We start from the raw sequence: 16,879 nt of genomic DNA, 5'->3' as shown, positions 1-16,879 counted from the left end.
GTATTTTGGAACACGGCTCAACCGGCGTTGGTCGTGCCTGGGTCTTGTCTTGGTTTGGGTGGCCGGCCGCGCTTGGCTGGAGTGACACGTCGATTGGTCTGCCTGGCAAGCATGGCCTTGAATTTATCCGAGCCGAGCGGCCAGCCCTTCAGGGTGGCCTGACCGATGACCTCGATCTCGCGTGGTGCAAGACCTTGATTCATCAGCTCTTTGTAGGCCATCTCACGATCAAAGGGGGTATTTCCCAGCGCCCAGAACAGCGGATGGTCCGTAAGCAGCGGATCAGGTTTCACCCCGGCGTGATGACTGAAGCTGGACCAGGAATATTCGGCTGCGTCCTGCACGAGGCCGGCCCGCATCGGATTGGATTCGATATAACAGCTGCACGCAAGAAAGTAAGCCTCGGATTCGATCACCGTCGCCCTGAACCTGCCCTGCCAAAGCGTGCCGGAGCGGTGGTACCTCGTGTTGAAATACGGAACATAGTGGCGCCCGACCCATTGCATCATTTTCCCCAGCCCCGTTTCGTCCGAAGGGGAAACGAGCAGGTGCAGATGGTCGGGCATGAGGACATAGGCATGCACGGCGACCTTGAACAGTTTCGCCGCTTCACGCAGCCAGCGCAGGAAAATGGAATAATCCTCCGCATCCCGGAAGATGGATTGACGGTCATTGCCGCGCTGAATGACATGGTGCGGCTGATGGGGAACGACAAGTCGCGGAAGTCTGGCCATGACCGAATTAAAGCATTAAATTGCCCTCCTCCACCCCTTGTTCGCCGATTTTTCTGGAAGGCATGTCCACTTTGCCTTGCGTATTTTACTTGTGGACGTTGGCGGTATTTCGCCAAGGGGAGCGCTGCGGTACATATTCGATCAGTTCGCCCTGGGCGTGGCTCCCGCTAGGCAGCCCCTTTCCAGCGGACGCCGGCCGGGAATAGATGGTGGCGTGGATATTGGTTTCCGACGGCAAACGGCGAGCGGGGAAGCGAACAACCTGGATTCCCGCCCCCGCCAGATACGTATCCCTGGCCGTCGCCCGACGGCTCGGGCGGACTCCATGGTCAAGTTCGACGACCGCGACAAGCCGCATTCCCATGTCAAATACGGCATAGCCAACCTTCAACCCGTCAATCATGGCATGCGCGGCCTGGCGCGCGCTGCCGACGCCCGTCGGCTCAATCAGCGCCGACAGCGGCATGCGCGGAAAAATCAGGCAATCGGGAAGCGCGCGTCGCAGTCGATAGAAAAAATCGCGCTCCCGGCCCGTCAGCAGGTTTTTGGTGCGATACCGCGCCGGCTTGTCTCTTCCGAAAATGAACCAGAGAAGCAGGCCGCCAAACACAATACCGAAGAAAACGATCGCATCCATCTCGCTCATCATGTCTCCCTACATTGTCGGTGTGATAACCATGTCGCCAAATATTATCGTTTTGACTATGCCAGTCGGCAACATACGGCGGCTTTCCTGGAGGGATGTTGAGATAACGCAAGACTGGCCCGGGATGGCTTCGACGGTCAGTTTCTTGCGGAATCGGGAATGTGCGGCACGATCGCGGCCTCTGGCGAGTGGTCCGTCGCGCCTCAATTGGCGGTTTATGCCGAGGCAATCGGCGGCGAGTGCAAGACATTCACCGGAGCAACAATGTTGCAATCGCGGGGGATGGGCAACGCAGCAATCAACGCCCGGCGTCCGGCAAAAAACACAAATTGAGGTGCCAAGAACCGCTAGGACGGGTGGCGTCTCCACTGGGTGTTGCCAAGGCGGCGCTGTTCCATGGCGCGGACCACGAGCGTGCGCAATTCATTCAGCGGCACGATTTCCGCCTGTTCGACGCGAGCTTCCGGCTTGATCATGCCCCAATCACCGTAAATGAAACCGACCGGATTGCGGTTGATCGACAGCGGCAGCACCATGAAGCTGCGCACCATCGGCAGCGCTTCTTTCCACCAGCGCGGCACCTTGTTCACGAATCCGGGGTCGCGGGCATTTTCAACAAGGATCATCTTGTCGTTTGCCAGCGCGGCGTGAAACACGTCCGGCTGGTAGGCGTCGTCGAACACCAGGCGGGGCAGCAGTTCCTGCGCGCCCTCGCCGAATCCCATGTGCGCCGCGTAGTTTGCCTTGTCGCTGTTGCGCAGGAAGATGATCGCTCGGGTGAATCCGAGCCCCTGGTACACCGTCTCCAGCGCCATCGACATCAGCTGGCCGACGTTCGCGCTCTCCATGGCGCCGCGCAGGTCCGTGACGCCGCGCGTCAGGATCGTCGCGGCGTCTGCGGGTTTGCCCATGGGGACAGCCTCCGGATTGTCGGTGCCGAGGTCGTTGCGCTTCATCAGGCGCATCACCACCACATCCTCCTCTGCCGCCGTTTGCTTGGCGGTATCCACGGCGGCGACGACATCGGATGCTTCCAGTCCGAGCATTTCCGAGTAATCGCCAGCGAGCTGCACCAGCTCAGCCTGCACCGATGAGCGATTGTCATGCAGTGCGCCGGCACAGCGCGAAGACAGCGTCGACAATGCCGCAAGCCAGTCGCGGTGATCGAGCGGTTCTCCGACCGGCGTGGGCGGCACGTCGCGCAGCGTATCGACCAGGCTCGACGGTAAGCTCCACTGCGTTGCCACCTCGCGGCCGATTTCGTCAAGCTCGATGCCAAGTACCGCGCTGGCCGCCTCCATTTCGTCGAGGTCGTTCTCCATGCTGTATTCCTGCGCCTGCAGCCAGCGGTCGGGCAGGTAAAACGTGACCATCATCCGTCCCAGGGCGTGCAGCATCGAACATACGACCGCTTCCTCTGTGTCGCGCATGCTGGCGGTGTGCGCCACCTGCCGCGCAATATAACCTGCCAGTACCGCCTTCTCCAGCTCGCCTCGCGCATTGGCGGAATCGGAGGCGCGAGAAAGGCCATCAATGAGCTTCAGCCCGAGCGCAATATGGCCGATCGTCTCGGTGCCGAGGACGATAACCGCTTTCGACACCGTATTGATGCCCTGACCGAAGACGGAATACATTGCACTGTTCGCCAGCCGCAGGACTTTCTGCGTCAACGCTGGGTCCTGCAGCACGGTCTTGGTCATGTTGAATTCACGGTCATCGTCGCCGTGCATGGCCGAAATGATCGCGTTGACCACCTTGGAAAATCCGGGCAGGTCGCCGCGTTCCCGGACGCGCGCCCACAGCAGCGCGATCGTTTCGTCGCCGCTGAGGGTATCCCGGTCTGCAAAAGTCGCCATGCGATCTGCTCTTGTCCTTATTCCGGAAGGGCCGCTGCTGCGCGCATCGACTGTCCCGCCTTCAGCAATTCAACGATTTCCTCCGGAGGCGAGGGCCGGCCAGTCAGGTAGCCCTGGATCAATCCGCATCCATGCTTCGCGAGGTATTGCAACTGTTCTTCATTCTCCACGCCTTCCGCCACCGTTGCGAGGTTGAGATGGCTGGCCAGGCTCAGCACCACGTTGCAGATGGCCGCATCCTTGACCGAAGCCGGCAGGTCCTTGATGAAAGTGCGATCGATCTTCAGCGTGGCGATCGGGAAGCGCTTCAGGTAGGCGAGCGAGGAATAGCCGGTGCCGAAATCGTCGATCGCGATCCGCACATTGCGTGCCGTCATTTCCGTGAGCAAGGCTTCGGCGTGTTCCGGGTCCGACATGAGGATGCCCTCGGTGATCTCCAGCAGCAGCTGGTGCCCCTTGAGGCCGGAGAGCGCGATCGCTTCGTCCATGATGTCGAGGAACTGGTCGTTCCTGAACTGCCGCGGGCTGACGTTGACCGACACGTACAAAGGCCGACCAGCGATTTCCTGGAACTGCGTGATCTGCATGCAGGCAGCCTTGAGCACCCATGCGCCGAGCAGGTTGATCAGCCCGTTGTTCTCGGCCATCGGAATGAACTGCGTCGGCGGCACCATGCCGATCCCCGGGCGCGACCATCGCATCAGCGCTTCGAATCCCATGATCTGTCGGCTGCGCGCGTCGACGATGGGCTGGTAATGCAGCAGAAATTCGCCGTCCCTGACGGCCTGGAACATGGCAGCTTCCATCGACACATCATGTTCCGGCTGGGTGAATTTTTGGTTGTTGTAGACGACGCAGCGCGCCTTGCCGGTTTCCTTGGCGCGATACATCGCAGTGTCGGCGTGTGCGTGCAGCTTCACTTCGCTTTCGCCGTGCTCGGGGAATATGGCAGCGCCGATCGACGTGCCGACATACAGGGTATGGCCCTGAATATCGAAAGGCAGCTGCATCGTTGCAATCATACGGCGCGCGATGGCCTGGATCTCGGCTTCCGACGCAACGCTGGCAAGCACCGCGACGAACTCGTCGCCGCCGACGCGCGCGAGCGTGTCCACGTCACGCAGTGTATCGCTCAGGCGCATTGCAGCGACGCGCAGCAGCGCATCGCCGACCGGGTGGCCGAGTGCATCGTTGACCTTCTTGAAGCCGTCAAGATCAAGCGCGACGATGGCAAATCCGCGCCCGGTACGCCGGGACTGCGCAATCGCCATGCGAATCCGGTCCGACAGCAGTGATCGATTCGGCAAGCCAGTGAGTGCGTCATGCGTGGCCATGTGCCGCAAACGCTCTTCGGTCGCCTGCTGACCCGAGATGTCGCGCGCGACTGCCAGCAATTCCGGGGCGCCGCGCGCATTCGGATAGGTGCTGATCTGAAGCTCGACCCATAAGGCGCTGACACGGGTCTTGAGGCGTACATTGGCCTTGCCGGGCTGAGCCGATTCGAGGGCGCGCGCCACGGCCGCATCCAGCGCCGGATGGTCGGCTCCTAGGACCAGCGAAGCCAGTGGTTGGCCGATCAGCGGCACTTCCGGCCCGATCAGCTCGGCGGATCGCCTGCTTGCATGGAGAACGGTACCTTGCGCATTGATACGAAAAACGGCATCTCCGGCGGCCTCCATGAGGCTGTCGACTTGATTGTTGACGTCAATATCGGGCCGATCCCGGTGAATGGAAAACATCGTTACAAATCAGATTCGGAGAAGGCTTACGGATCCTGCGCGCGCCACAACTCCCACGGCGCCAGCACACCTAGCGTAGCCATCTTAACAAATTGTTGACCGGAAATTGATTGCCCAATAAAAACTTATTGGAAAAGTACCAAAAATGGAACAGCGCTTCTGCATAAAAAAAACCCCGCGTTGCGGGGTTTGTCCAGAGCCGGAGAACGCTAATCAAAACGGAATATCGTCATCCATGTCGTTGAAGTTCGGCGCCGGGCGCTGCGCAGCCGGACGCGATGCGCCGCCGCCACCACCCGCACCCTGGCGTGGCGCAGGCGCGCTGCCATAGTCTTCGTCCATTGTCGGCGCACCGCCGCCCATGCCCTGGCGGCTGCCGAGCATCTGCATGGTGTCGGCAATGATTTCGGTGGTGTAGCGTTCAACGCCTTCCTTGTCGGTCCACTTGCGCGTCTGCAGGCGGCCTTCCACATAAACCTGCGAACCCTTTTTCAGGTACTGACCAGCGATTTCGGCGAGCTTGCGGTAGAAAGTGATGCGATGCCATTCCGTCAGTTCCTTCTTCTCGCCGGAATTCTTGTCCTTCCAGCTTTCGGTGGTCGCAACCGCGATGTTCGTGACTGCATCGCCGTTCGGCATGTAGCGCGTTTCCGGATCGCGCCCGAGATTGCCGACGATAATGACTTTGTTGACGGATGCCATAAATTTCTCCTAAAGCTGACTGAAGTGGTAGCGTGATGCAATTACGAAATGGATTCAAGCGGATGCTGTTGCCGCGCCGCGGCGTGGCAGGCTCTTCATCTTCGCGGCAATTATAAGCCACACAATTGTCAGGGCCGCGCCCGCGACAAAGACGGAAGCCGGCCCGATGTGCTGCTGCAGCCACCCGCCGAGCGCGCCGCCGCAGAACAACGCTAGTGCCTGCAGCGTGTTATACACGCCAAGCGCGCTACCCTTTGCGGCCGCCGGCGCCATGCGCGATACCAGCGAAGGCTGGGTCGCTTCCAGGATGTTGAAGGCAACGAAGAACGCCAGCAGCAGGCCGATCAGCACCCACGCGGGAGTCGTGGACGGACTGGACATGAAAGCCCACAGGCCGAGTTGCACCAGCGCGAGCAAGGCGATCGCGCCGAGGAAGACCGGTTTCATCTTGCCGCGCTTCTCGCCGACAAAGACTGGCGGCAGCATCAGCGCCACCGACACCACCATGATCGGCAGGTAAAGCTTCCAGTGACTCGCTACCGGCAGGCCGACATACTGGACCAGGGCGGACGGCACCACCACGAACATCGACATTTGCGCCACGTGCAGCGCGAACACACCGTAGTTCAGGCGCCCGAGTTCGCGATCCATCAGCACCTCGGTAAATGAAACCTTTTCGGCGTGAATCTTCTGCGGTGCCGGCGGCACGATGTACAGGACAACAAAAATGGCAATGCAAGAAAGAACACCGGTCAGCGCGAAGATGCCGGCCATGCCGATCAGGCGGTACATCACCGGCGAAGCGACCATGGACACGGCAAAGGTCAGCCCGATCGAGCCGCCGACCATGGCCATTGCCTTGGTGCGATGCTCATCCCTTGTCGCATCGGCAATAAAGGCCGTCACCGCAGCGGAAATGGCTCCAGCGCCCTGCACGGCGCGGCCGACAATCACCCAGGCGAGGGTATGCGACGCCGCTGCAATGAAGGAGCCGAGTGCAAACAGCAGCAGGCCGATGACGATCACCGGCTTGCGTCCATATTTATCCGAGGCCATACCGAACGGAATCTGCCCAAAGGATTGCGTCAGGCCGTAAATCCCCATTGCCAATCCGACCAGTGTCGTGCTGTCGCCACCGGGGAGCGACTTCGCATGTACGGCAAAGACGGGCAGGATCAGGAACATGCCGAGCATGCGCAGTGCAAAAATCGATGCCAGTGTCAGGCTGGCACGTATTTCTTCACGGGTCATGCGGCTGCTCGGTTCGACGGGGGATGGTGTGGGCATGATGCTCTGGACGGGTCGGCTCGGGAGATACGACGGACTTTAAAACCCGTTATAGTATCAGGTTGACCCGTATTAGCGCCTGTATCGGAAGGAAACATTCCCCGCCGGATGTTTCCTTCCGATACAGGCTCCCAGCTCAAGTTGAAGGCAGTTCATGGAAGAAATAAGAATTCGCGGCGCCCGTACGCATAATCTGAAAAACATCAGTCTGGAGTTGCCTCGCAACCAATTGATCGTCATTACAGGACTGTCCGGTTCCGGCAAGTCGTCGCTGGCCTTCGACACCTTGTATGCGGAAGGTCAGCGGCGCTACGTGGAATCGCTGTCCGCCTATGCGCGCCAGTTCCTGCAGTTGATGGAAAAACCCGACGTTGATCTGATCGAAGGCTTGTCGCCTGCCATATCAATTGAACAAAAGGCGACTTCGCACAACCCGCGCTCGACGGTCGGCACCGTGACCGAAATCCATGACTATCTGCGCCTGCTGTACGCGCGCGTCGGTACGCCCTACTGCCCGGACCATCCGGAAAATCCGCTGGCGGCGCAATCCGTGTCACAGATGGTTGATGCCGTTCTGGCCATGCCGGAAGATACCAAGCTGATGATCCTCGCGCCCGTCGTTGCCAACCGCAAGGGCGAGCATGTGGACCTGTTCGACGACATGCAGGCGCAAGGCTTCATCCGCTTCCGCATCCAGAGCGGCACGCATCCGGCGCGCATCTATGAAGTGGACGACCTGCCGAAGCTGAAGAAGACCGAGAAGCACACCATTGACGTGGTCGTCGATCGCCTCAAGATCAAGGCTGACGTAAAGCAGCGCCTTGCGGAGAGTTTCGAGACCGCCCTGCGCCTGGCAGAGGGCCGCGCAATCGCGCTCGAAATGGATAGCGGCAAGGAGCACCTGTTCTCCAACAAGTTCGCCTGCCCAACCTGCGGCTATGCGCTGCAAGAACTCGAGCCACGCCTGTTCTCCTTCAACAATCCGATGGGCGCCTGCCCCGAATGCGACGGCCTGGGCCACATCGAATTCTTCGACCCGAAGCGCATTGTCGCCTTCCCCAATCTCTCGCTCGCCAGCGGCGCAATCAAGGGTTGGGACCGCCGCAATCAGTTCTACTTCCAGATGCTGTCGAACCTGGCGGAGCACTATGGCTTTGACCTTGACACCCCCTTCGAAAAGCTGCCTGAACAGGCGCAGCATGCGGTGCTGTACGGATCGGGCCGCCAGGCGATTCCGTTCACCTATATCAATGAACGCGGCCGCGCCGTGGTGCGCGAGCATACCTTCGAAGGCGTGGTGAACAACCTGCAGCGGCGCTACCGCGAGACCGATTCGATTGCGGTCAAGGAAGAACTGGCAAAGTTCATCAACCAGAAGGAATGCCCGTCCTGCAAGGGTGCGCGCCTGCGCATCGAGGCGCGCTATGTGAAGGTCGGCAGCGGCAAGCAGCAGCGTGCGATCTTCGAGGTTGCGGCGACGCCCCTGCGCGACACGCTCGAATTCTTCGAGAAGCTGAAGCTGACCGGCGCGAAGAAAGAAATCGCCGACCGCATCATCAAGGAAATCGTGTCGCGCCTGAAGTTCCTGAACAACGTCGGCCTCGACTACCTATCTCTTGAGCGCAGCGCCGATACGCTGTCCGGCGGCGAGGCGCAACGCATCCGCCTCGCCTCGCAGATCGGCTCCGGCCTCACCGGCGTGATGTATGTGCTGGACGAGCCGTCGATCGGCCTGCACCAGCGCGACAACGACCGCCTGATCAATACGCTCAAGCACCTGCGCGACATCGGCAACAGCGTGCTGGTGGTCGAGCATGACGAAGATGCGATCCGCTGCGCCGACTTCATCGTGGACATGGGCATCGGCGCAGGCGTGCATGGCGGCGAAGTGATCGCCAAGGGCCCGCTCAACGATATCCTGAAGAACAAGAAATCGCTGACGGCGAAATACTTGAACGGCACACTCACCATCCACATGCCGAAGAAGCGCACGCCGCCCGATCCCGAACGGCAACTCGTGATCACCGGCGCTGCGGGCAACAACCTGAAGAACGTGACACTTGATTTGCCGGTCGGCCTGCTGACCTGCATCACCGGCGTCTCCGGCTCAGGCAAGTCGACCCTGATCAATGACACGCTCTATAACGCTGCCGCGCGGCACCTGTATGGCTCGCAGACGGAACCTGCGACCTATGAATCCATCAGCGGGCTGGAGCATTTCGACAAGGTGATTGCGGTCGACCAGGCGCCGATCGGACGCACGCCGCGCTCCAATCCGGCGACCTACACCGGCGTGTTCACGCCGATCCGGGATTTGTTCGCCACCGTGCCGACCGCGAAGGAGCGCGGCTACAGCGCCGGCCGCTTCTCGTTCAACGTCAAGGGCGGCCGCTGCGAAGCTTGCCAGGGCGACGGCGTGATCAAGGTCGAGATGCATTTCTTGCCGGATGTGTACGTGCCCTGCGACGTTTGCCATGGCAAACGCTACAACCGCGAGACGCTCGAAGTGCAATACAAGGGCAAGAACATCCACGAAGTGCTGGACATGACCGTCGAAGATGCGCATGAATTCTTCAAGCCGGTCCCGGTCGTGGCGCGCAAGCTGCAGACACTGCTTGATGTGGGCCTCGGCTACATTCGCCTCGGCCAGAGCGCAACCACGCTCTCGGGCGGCGAGGCGCAGCGCGTAAAGCTGTCGCTGGAACTGTCGAAGCGCGACACCGGTCGCACGCTCTATATCCTGGACGAACCGACCACCGGCCTGCACTTCCATGACATCGACATGTTGCTGAAAGTGATACATCGCCTGCGCGACCAGGGCAACACGGTCGTGATCATCGAGCACAACCTCGATGTGATCAAGACGGCGGACTGGATCGTCGATCTCGGCCCCGAGGGCGGTGCGGGCGGTGGCCAGATCATCGCCGCCGGCACGCCGGAAGATGTCGCGAAGAGCCCAGTCAGCTTCACCGGCCAGTATCTCGCGCCGATGCTGAAGAAGAAATAAGCCCGGGAGGCAACATGGCCAGACATCTGCGAATCATCGGACTGGTGCAGGGTGTGGGCTATCGCGCCTCCTTCGAGCGTCAGGCGCGGGCATTGAATCTGTCGGGCTGGGTGCGCAACCGCACCGATGGCTCGGTGGAAGCGATGGTGAATGGCAGCCCGGACGCAATCGAGAAAATCATTGCCTGGGCCGGCCGCGGCCCCGCGGTTGCGCAGGTGCGGGAAGTCGTCGTCAACGATGCTGATGATGGCGACGTGGTGGACGGCTACTTCGAAGTGCGCTCCACGGTCTAGCGCAAGCCCATCCACAGCCCGGCCGGCACGAAGGCCAGTGCCGCAAGATTGCCCAGCAGGACGATCGACGCCACCTTGTCGGGCTCCTGCTTGTACTGCTCCGCCACCATGAAGCACAGCACCGCTGGCGGCAGTGCAGCGAAGAGATACATCTGTCCGCGCTGCATCGGCGTCAGAGTCAGAACGCCATCGAGCAGCCAGGCGACCGCGAGGCCCGATACCGGGCAGATGATGGCGCCGGCCAGGCCAATGTGCCAGCTCTTGAAATTCACGTCGAGCATGCGCACGCCAAGCGCAAACAGCATGATGGGAATGCAGGCATCGCCGAGCATTTTCAGCGCCTGCATCAGCGGCCCTGGCACGCCGATGTGGAAGATGGCGAACAGCATACCGAGCATCATCGACAGCATCATCGGGCTGACCAGGAAGCGCCACATCGGCGTATGCTGGCTGCGCCCGCTTTCGATGATCTTGATGCCCACCGAAAAGTAGATCAGCGTGCTGGCCATGAACAGGGCCACGGCCGCCGGCAGCGCCGTGCTACCGAATGCCAGCACCGCAAGCGGCAGCCCCATGTTGCCGCAGTTGTTATACATCATCGGCGGAAGAAAGCTGCGCGCATCGTATCCGAGCAGGCGCGCGACCGGCCACGCGAGCAGTCCGGAGCCGAGCGAAATCAGCACACCGGCCAGGATCAGGGTTGCGTTCTGCACGACATCAAAATCCTTCGATGCCAGCGCGGTAAACACCAGCAACGGGCACAGCACATCCATGCTGACACGATTGACCGCGCCCATGTCCGTCTTGACGCGTTCGCCGCGCAAGCGTGCATATCCGTAACCAAGGCCGATGATGATGAATACCGGCAAGATGATGCCGAGGATGCGTTCAAACACTTGCATGGGGGATTACTTTCGGGAGATGCGTGCCTGCAGCATTGTAGCGAGTAATGCGCAATCGCGTTTTCCGGGCGGGAAAGCATGGCGAACCGAGGGTTTGCCAGTGCCGCGGCAGCCCGCCACCGACTGCAGCGATGTCACTTCAGCAAACGCTCCTCCGCACGCACCACGCTTTCGCTGGCGCCGCGCAGCACCACGATATCGCCGGGCTGCATGACCGTCTCCGGCATGACCTCGATGCGCCGCTTGCCACGCCGTACGATGGTCACCTCTGCGCCGAGGTCGCCCAGCTTGAGGGCGCCAAGCGTCTTGCCGATTGCCTTCGCGCCGTCGGGCAAGGTCACGGAATGCAGGCGCACGTGCATGTGCTCGGCATCCTCCGGCGCGTCGCTGGCGCCATGGAAATAGCCGCGCAGCGAAGCATAGCGTTCGTCGCGTGCCGCCTGTACCCGATACACGACGCGCCGCAGCGGCACGCCCAGCATGACCAGCGCATGCGAGGCCAGCATCAGGCTGCCTTCAATCGCTTCCGGCACCACCTCGGCCGCCCCGGCTTCGCGCAGCTTGTCGAGGTCGGAATCATCATGGCTGCGCACGATGACCGGCAGCGTTGGCGCCAGCTCATGCGCAAAGTGCAACACCTTCAATGCAGATGGCGTGCTTGCATAGGTGATCACCAGTACGGCCGCGCGATGGATGCCGGCAGCCACCAGGCTTTCCCGGCGCGCGGCGTCACCGAATGACACATGCGCCCCCGCCGCCTGCGCCTCGCGCACGCGGTCGGGATCGAGGTCCAGTGCGTGGTAAGGAATGTGCTCCTCTTCCAGCAACTTCGCCAGGCTTTGCCCGGTACGACCGAAACCGGCGATCAGCACATGCTTCTGCGTGCTCATGGTGCGCGATGCGATCTGCGTCAGCGTGAGCGACTGCATCATCCACTCGTTGGCCGACAGCTTGAGCACGATGGCATCGGACTTGGCGATGATGAAGGGCGCGGCCAGCATCGACAGCACCATCGAAGCCAGGATCAGCTGGATCAGCAAAGGATCCATCAGTTTCAGCGCTCCGGCCTGGTTCAGCAGGACGAAACCGAATTCGCCAGCCTGCGCGAGCGCGAGACCAGTGCGCAAGGCCACGCCGGTGGACTGGCCGAACAGCTTTGTCAGCATTGCGATCAGGCTGAATTTCAGCAGCACAGGGCCAACCAGCAATAGCAGCACCAGCCACCAGTTCTCCTGGACCAGGCGGACATTGAGCAGCATGCCGACCGTAATGAAAAACAGGCCGAGCAGGACATCGCGGAACGGCTTGATGTCTTCCTCCACCTGGTGCTTGTATTCGGTTTCGGAAATCAGCATGCCGGCCACGAAGGCGCCGAGTGCAAGCGAGAGGCCGGCCTGCTCCGTGATCCATGCCGAACCGAGCGTGATCAGCAGCAGGTTGAGCATGAACAATTCCTGCGAGCGGCGCTTGACGACCACATGGAACCAGCTGCGCATCAGACGCTGCCCGATCACCAGCAGCAGGACCAGCACAACGGCCGCTTTCATTCCAGCCAGCGCCAGTTCGGCAAGCATGTCCTCGGCATTGCGCGCCAGCGCCGGCACGAGGATCAGCAGCGGCACCACGGCAAGGTCCTGGAACAGCAGGATGCCCACGATCTGCCGGCCGTGCTGGCTGTCCAGCTCCAGCCGCTCGGTGAGCAGTTTCGAAACAATGGCGGTGGAAGACATCGCCAGGGCGCCGCCAAGCGCGAAGGCGGCGCGCCAGCTGATGTTCGATAATTGTGGCAGCAGGTGCGCGGTGAGCCAGCCGAAGACCATGGTTGCCGCCAGCGTCAGCAGCACCTGCGCCATGCCGAGGCCGAAGACCGTCTTGCGCATGGAAGACAGTTTGGGCAGCGAGAATTCCAGGCCGATCGAAAACATCAGGAACACAACACCGAACTCCGCCAGCCTGTTGGTGGTCTCGTTTTCATGGACGATGCCGAAGCCGTACGGTCCGACCACCACGCCGACCAGCAGGTAGCCGAGCATGGGCGGAAGGTGCAACATGCGAAATGCCACCACGCCGAACACGGCGGCGGCCAGCAGGATGAGCGTAAGTTCGAGAGCGGAGAACATTTATGAGCAGGGCATCGAATTGCCGCGCACGCTTGCCGTTTTGACAGGCAAGGCGCAGATTTTTGTTATGACTGGCAGGTTTTTTGCTTTCACAATTCGTTTATACTTCCCGCATGAGTGTAACCGATGCAAAATCCCCGCCGAAAGCTTTTGATATAAAAAGTGCACAACGTGCGCTGGATCTGGCTTGCGAAACGCTGCAGATCGAAGCGGACGCCATCCTGGCACTGAAAGATCGGCTTTCCGGCAAACCGGGCGACGTCTTTGCGCAAGCCGTCGCGTTATTGTTGCAATGCAACGGGCGTGTCGTGGTATCCGGTATCGGCAAGTCCGGCCATATCGCGCGCAAGATTGCCGCCACACTGGCCTCGACCGGCACCCCCGCCCTCTTTGTGCATGCCGCGGAAGCCCTGCATGGCGACCTCGGCATGATCACGCAGAACGATGTACTGATCGCCATTTCCAACTCCGGCGAAGCGGCCGAGTTCATCGCCATCATCCCCATCATCCGGCGCATGGGCGCCAAGCTGATTGCCATTACCGGCAACGAGGCATCGCGCCTCGCGCAGCTTGCCGACATCCATCTGGATGCGCGCGTCGAAAAGGAAGCCTGCCCGCTGAATCTCGCGCCGACCGCGAGCACCACCGTCACGCTCGCACTCGGCGATGCGCTCGCCGTGGCCTTGCTGGACGCGCGCGGTTTCCGTGAAGAAGACTTTGCCCTTTCGCATCCCGGCGGCGCGCTCGGCCGGCGCCTGCTCACGCATGTACGCGACGTGATGCGCAGCGGCGACGCCGTTCCTTCTGTCACGCCTGACATTTCCCTGCCGGCCGCCTTGCTCGAAATCACCAAGAAGGGCATGGCGATGACTGCCGTGGTGGACGACGCGGACAAGGTCATCGGCGTGTTCACCGACGGCGACTTGCGGCGCCTGATCGAAAACGTGCAGGACTTCGGCAAGCTGAAGATGTCGGACGTGATGCACCACAATCCGCGCACCATCGGCCCGGACCAGCTGGCAGTGGAGGCCGTCGAAGTCATGGAGCAGTTCCGCATCAACCAGCTGCTGGTGGCGGATACCGATGGAAAACTGGTCGGCGCGCTGCACATCCACGACCTGACCCGGGCCAAGGTGATCTGATGCGAGACGATGCGGTCGCGAGAGCCGCGCGCATACGGCTCATGATTTTCGATGTTGACGGCATCCTCACCGACGGCAGCCTGCATTACGGCCCGAGCGGTGAAGTGATCAAGACCTTCAACGTGCTCGACGGACACGGCATCAAGCTGCTGCAGCGCTCCGGTGTGGCGACGGCGATCATCAGTGCACGCAAATCGGATATCGTCGAAAAGCGCGCCGCCGACCTTGGCATCCAGCATGTTTACCAGGGCGTGCACAACAAGCGCGCCGCGTTCGAGAAATTGCTGGCCGACACCGGCACGCCGCAGGAGTCTTGCGGGTTCATCGGCGACGACGTAATCGACCTGCCCATCCTGCTGCGCTGCGGCTTTGCTGCGAGCGTGCCGAACGGGCATGCAGAAGTGCGCGCCCGCGTCCATCTTGTCACCCAGGCTGGCGGCGGACGCGGCGCAGCGCGCGAACTCTGCGATTTCATCCTGCGTGCGCAGGGCAACTACGAGGCGGTGCTTGCGCCGTACCTGGAATGATGAGCGGACGCACGGGAATCCGCTTTCGCGTGCTGGCCATCGCTCTGCCAGTCATCGCGCTGGCGCTCGGCAGCTTCTGGCTGCTGGAAGCAATGCGCCGGTCCGCCAGCGATTACATTCCCGACCGGCAGCGCAGCGAGCCAGACTTTTACGTCGAGAAATTCAGCTACGTGAAACTGGGAAAGACGGGCAAGGTGCAATACCACTTTTCCGGCGCAAAGCTGACGCACAATCCGCTCGATGATTCGTATGACATCACGCTGCCTGTCATCAACAGCATCGGCGAAGCGCAGGTGCCGATGACGATGCGCGCCGAGCGCGCACACGTCAACAGCGACAACAGTCGGGTGCAACTGTTCGACAACGTGCAGCTCGATCGTCCGGAATCACCCACGACGCAGCACCTGCACGCGACATCCAATTACATGCTGGTGCTGCCCGACGACGAAATCATGAAGACCGACAAGCCGGTGGAGATCCGCCTCGGGTCTTCGACGCTCAATGGCGTCGGCATGTTCGTTGATAACGCGAAGCGCGAATTCCGCCTGACCAGCAATGTTCATGGCACGTATCAAGCTCCGCTACGATAAATCCGGATATAACTGACGCACCACTTTCGAGACCATTCATGAAACAGATTTTCTCCTTGCTACTGTTGACACTCATGGCAACTGTCGCAGGCGGCGCCCATGCGGAGAAAGCGGATTCCGAGAAACCGACCAACGTCGAAGCCGACCAGATGCTCTACGACGACGTCAAGCAGGTCAACACATTCATCGGCAATGTGGTGCTAACGCGCGGCACGCTTGTCATGCATGCCAACAAGCTGATCGTTTCGCAAGATCCGGCCGGTTACCAGCATGCAACGCTGCTGGCACCGCCGGGCGGCTTGGCGACCTTCCGGCAGAAACGCGATGCCGGCCCCAACCAGTGGGTGGAAGGACAGGCGGAGCGTATCGAGTACGACGGCAAGACGGAGATGGTGAAACTGTTTTCGAAGGCGAAGATGCGCAGGCTGGAAGGAACGAAGCCGACCGATGAGGTCGAAGGTGAATTCATTTCGTACGACAGCCGCGCCGAGTTTTTCACGGTCAACAACACACCCTCCGGCGAGAACAAGCCGGGCGGCGGGCGCATCAAAGCTGTAATCCAGCCACGCACGGAATCAAAGGAAAAATGACGATGGCAAGTACTTTGGTCGTCCGCGGTCTGCAGAAAAGTTATGGTGCGCGCCAGGTGGTTAGCGACGTCTCGCTGGAAGTGGAGAGCGGTGAAGTGGTAGGACTGCTCGGCCCGAACGGCGCCGGCAAAACCACATCGTTCTACATGATCGTGGGCCTGGTGCCGTCCGATGCCGGCGAGATCGATCTGAACGGCGTCGGGATTTCCCGCCTGCCGATCCATCGCCGTGCGGTGCTCGGTCTGTCATACTTACCGCAGGAAGCATCAGTATTCCGCAAGCTGAGCGTGGAAGATAATATCCGCGCCGTGCTGGAATTGCAGCGCGTCAATGACAAGCCGCTGTCGCGGGCTGAAATCGAAAAGCGGCTGAATACACTGCTCGCCGATTTGCAGATCGAGCGCTTGCGCGAAAACCAAGCGCTCTCCCTGTCGGGCGGCGAACGGCGGCGCGTCGAGATTGCGCGCGCGCTGGCGACCAATCCGCGCTTCGTGCTGCTGGACGAACCATTCGCCGGCGTCGATCCGATCGCGGTGATCGAGATCCAGCGCATCGTGCGTTTCCTGAAGGAGCGCGGCATCGGCGTGCTGATCACGGACCACAACGTGCGCGAAACGCTTGGCATCTGTGATCGCGCGTATATCATCAACCAGGGTTCCGTACTCGCCAGCGGCCGGCCGGACGACATCATCGCCAACGAGTCGGTGCGGCGGGTCTACCTTGGCGAACACTTCCGGATGTAAG

The 16,879-nt window shown here is 61.0% G+C and carries 15 protein-coding genes; 7 read left to right on the top strand and 8 right to left on the bottom strand.

Annotated features, from left to right (window positions below; translation table 11 throughout):
• Window positions 1-17: 17 nt before the first annotated feature.
• The 6 genes from VJ698_RS20455 to VJ698_RS20430 form a co-directional block, all read right to left on the bottom strand.
• Entirely contained in the window at window positions 18-734 is a 717-nt protein-coding gene (locus tag VJ698_RS20455; protein WP_324104657.1) for a transposase, read from the bottom strand.
• 85 nt (window positions 735-819) lie between these two features.
• Complete coding sequence (locus VJ698_RS20450; protein WP_324104656.1) at window positions 820-1,383, bottom strand: DUF2726 domain-containing protein; 564 nt, start codon at window positions 1,381-1,383, stop codon at window positions 820-822.
• Window positions 1,384-1,727: 344 nt separating this feature from the next.
• Window positions 1,728-3,236, bottom strand: coding sequence for an HDOD domain-containing protein (locus tag VJ698_RS20445; RefSeq protein WP_324104655.1), 1,509 nt, complete (start codon window positions 3,234-3,236; stop codon window positions 1,728-1,730).
• Between the two features lie 17 nt (window positions 3,237-3,253).
• Window positions 3,254-4,975, bottom strand: coding sequence for a putative bifunctional diguanylate cyclase/phosphodiesterase (locus VJ698_RS20440; protein WP_324104654.1), 1,722 nt, complete (start codon window positions 4,973-4,975; stop codon window positions 3,254-3,256).
• Between the two features lie 213 nt (window positions 4,976-5,188).
• Complete coding sequence (gene ssb, locus VJ698_RS20435) at window positions 5,189-5,677, bottom strand: single-stranded DNA-binding protein (RefSeq protein ID WP_324104653.1); 489 nt, start codon at window positions 5,675-5,677, stop codon at window positions 5,189-5,191.
• Window positions 5,678-5,731: 54 nt separating this feature from the next.
• Complete coding sequence (locus VJ698_RS20430; RefSeq protein ID WP_414691196.1) at window positions 5,732-6,964, bottom strand: MFS transporter; 1,233 nt, start codon at window positions 6,962-6,964, stop codon at window positions 5,732-5,734.
• Between the two features lie 154 nt (window positions 6,965-7,118).
• Here VJ698_RS20430 and uvrA point away from each other — a divergent pair, with 154 nt between their 5' ends.
• Together uvrA and VJ698_RS20420 are read left to right on the top strand one after the other, a co-directional pair.
• Entirely contained in the window at window positions 7,119-9,971 is a 2,853-nt protein-coding gene (gene uvrA / locus VJ698_RS20425; RefSeq protein WP_324104652.1) for an excinuclease ABC subunit UvrA, read from the top strand.
• 14 nt (window positions 9,972-9,985) lie between these two features.
• Window positions 9,986-10,264: an acylphosphatase gene (locus VJ698_RS20420; protein WP_324104651.1), complete on the top strand. Its 279-nt coding sequence runs from the start codon at window positions 9,986-9,988 to the stop codon at window positions 10,262-10,264.
• Here VJ698_RS20420 and VJ698_RS20415 read toward each other — a convergent pair.
• On the bottom strand, window positions 10,261-11,166 hold the full coding sequence (locus tag VJ698_RS20415; protein ID WP_324104650.1) for an AEC family transporter: 906 nt from the start codon (window positions 11,164-11,166) through the stop codon (window positions 10,261-10,263). The two genes, VJ698_RS20420 and VJ698_RS20415, sit on opposite strands and share 4 nt — an antisense overlap.
• Window positions 11,167-11,300: 134 nt before the next feature.
• The gene (locus VJ698_RS20410) at window positions 11,301-13,286 is read right to left on the bottom strand and encodes a monovalent cation:proton antiporter-2 (CPA2) family protein (protein ID WP_324104649.1); all 1,986 of its coding nucleotides are present in this window, start codon (window positions 13,284-13,286) and stop codon (window positions 11,301-11,303) included.
• A 113-nt stretch (window positions 13,287-13,399) separates the two neighbouring features.
• On the opposite strand from VJ698_RS20410, the gene VJ698_RS20405 reads away from it, so the two are divergent.
• The 5 genes from VJ698_RS20405 to lptB are packed head-to-tail and all read left to right on the top strand — an operon-like array spanning window position 13,400 to window position 16,878.
• Window positions 13,400-14,428: a KpsF/GutQ family sugar-phosphate isomerase gene (locus VJ698_RS20405; RefSeq protein WP_324104648.1), complete on the top strand. Its 1,029-nt coding sequence runs from the start codon at window positions 13,400-13,402 to the stop codon at window positions 14,426-14,428.
• Window positions 14,428-14,955, top strand: a complete 528-nt coding sequence (locus VJ698_RS20400; RefSeq protein WP_324104647.1) for an HAD family hydrolase — start codon at window positions 14,428-14,430, stop codon at window positions 14,953-14,955. Before VJ698_RS20405 ends, VJ698_RS20400 begins: the two co-directional genes overlap by 1 nt.
• A complete protein-coding gene (gene lptC / locus VJ698_RS20395; protein WP_324104646.1) occupies window positions 14,952-15,545 on the top strand; it encodes an LPS export ABC transporter periplasmic protein LptC in 594 nt (197 codons plus the stop codon). Before VJ698_RS20400 ends, lptC begins: the two co-directional genes overlap by 4 nt.
• Window positions 15,546-15,583: 38 nt before the next feature.
• A complete protein-coding gene (gene lptA, locus VJ698_RS20390; protein ID WP_324104645.1) occupies window positions 15,584-16,135 on the top strand; it encodes a lipopolysaccharide transport periplasmic protein LptA in 552 nt (183 codons plus the stop codon).
• A 2-nt stretch (window positions 16,136-16,137) separates the two neighbouring features.
• Window positions 16,138-16,878 (top strand): LPS export ABC transporter ATP-binding protein, encoded by a 741-nt coding sequence (gene lptB, locus VJ698_RS20385; RefSeq protein ID WP_324104644.1) that lies wholly within the window; start codon window positions 16,138-16,140, stop codon window positions 16,876-16,878.
• The last annotated feature ends 1 nt before the right edge of the window (window position 16,879 follow it).

This window comes from Noviherbaspirillum sp., from assembly GCF_035254685.1.
Taxonomy (GTDB): Bacteria; Pseudomonadota; Gammaproteobacteria; order Burkholderiales; family Burkholderiaceae_D; genus Noviherbaspirillum.
This window is presented reverse-complemented; position numbering and strand designations above follow the sequence as displayed.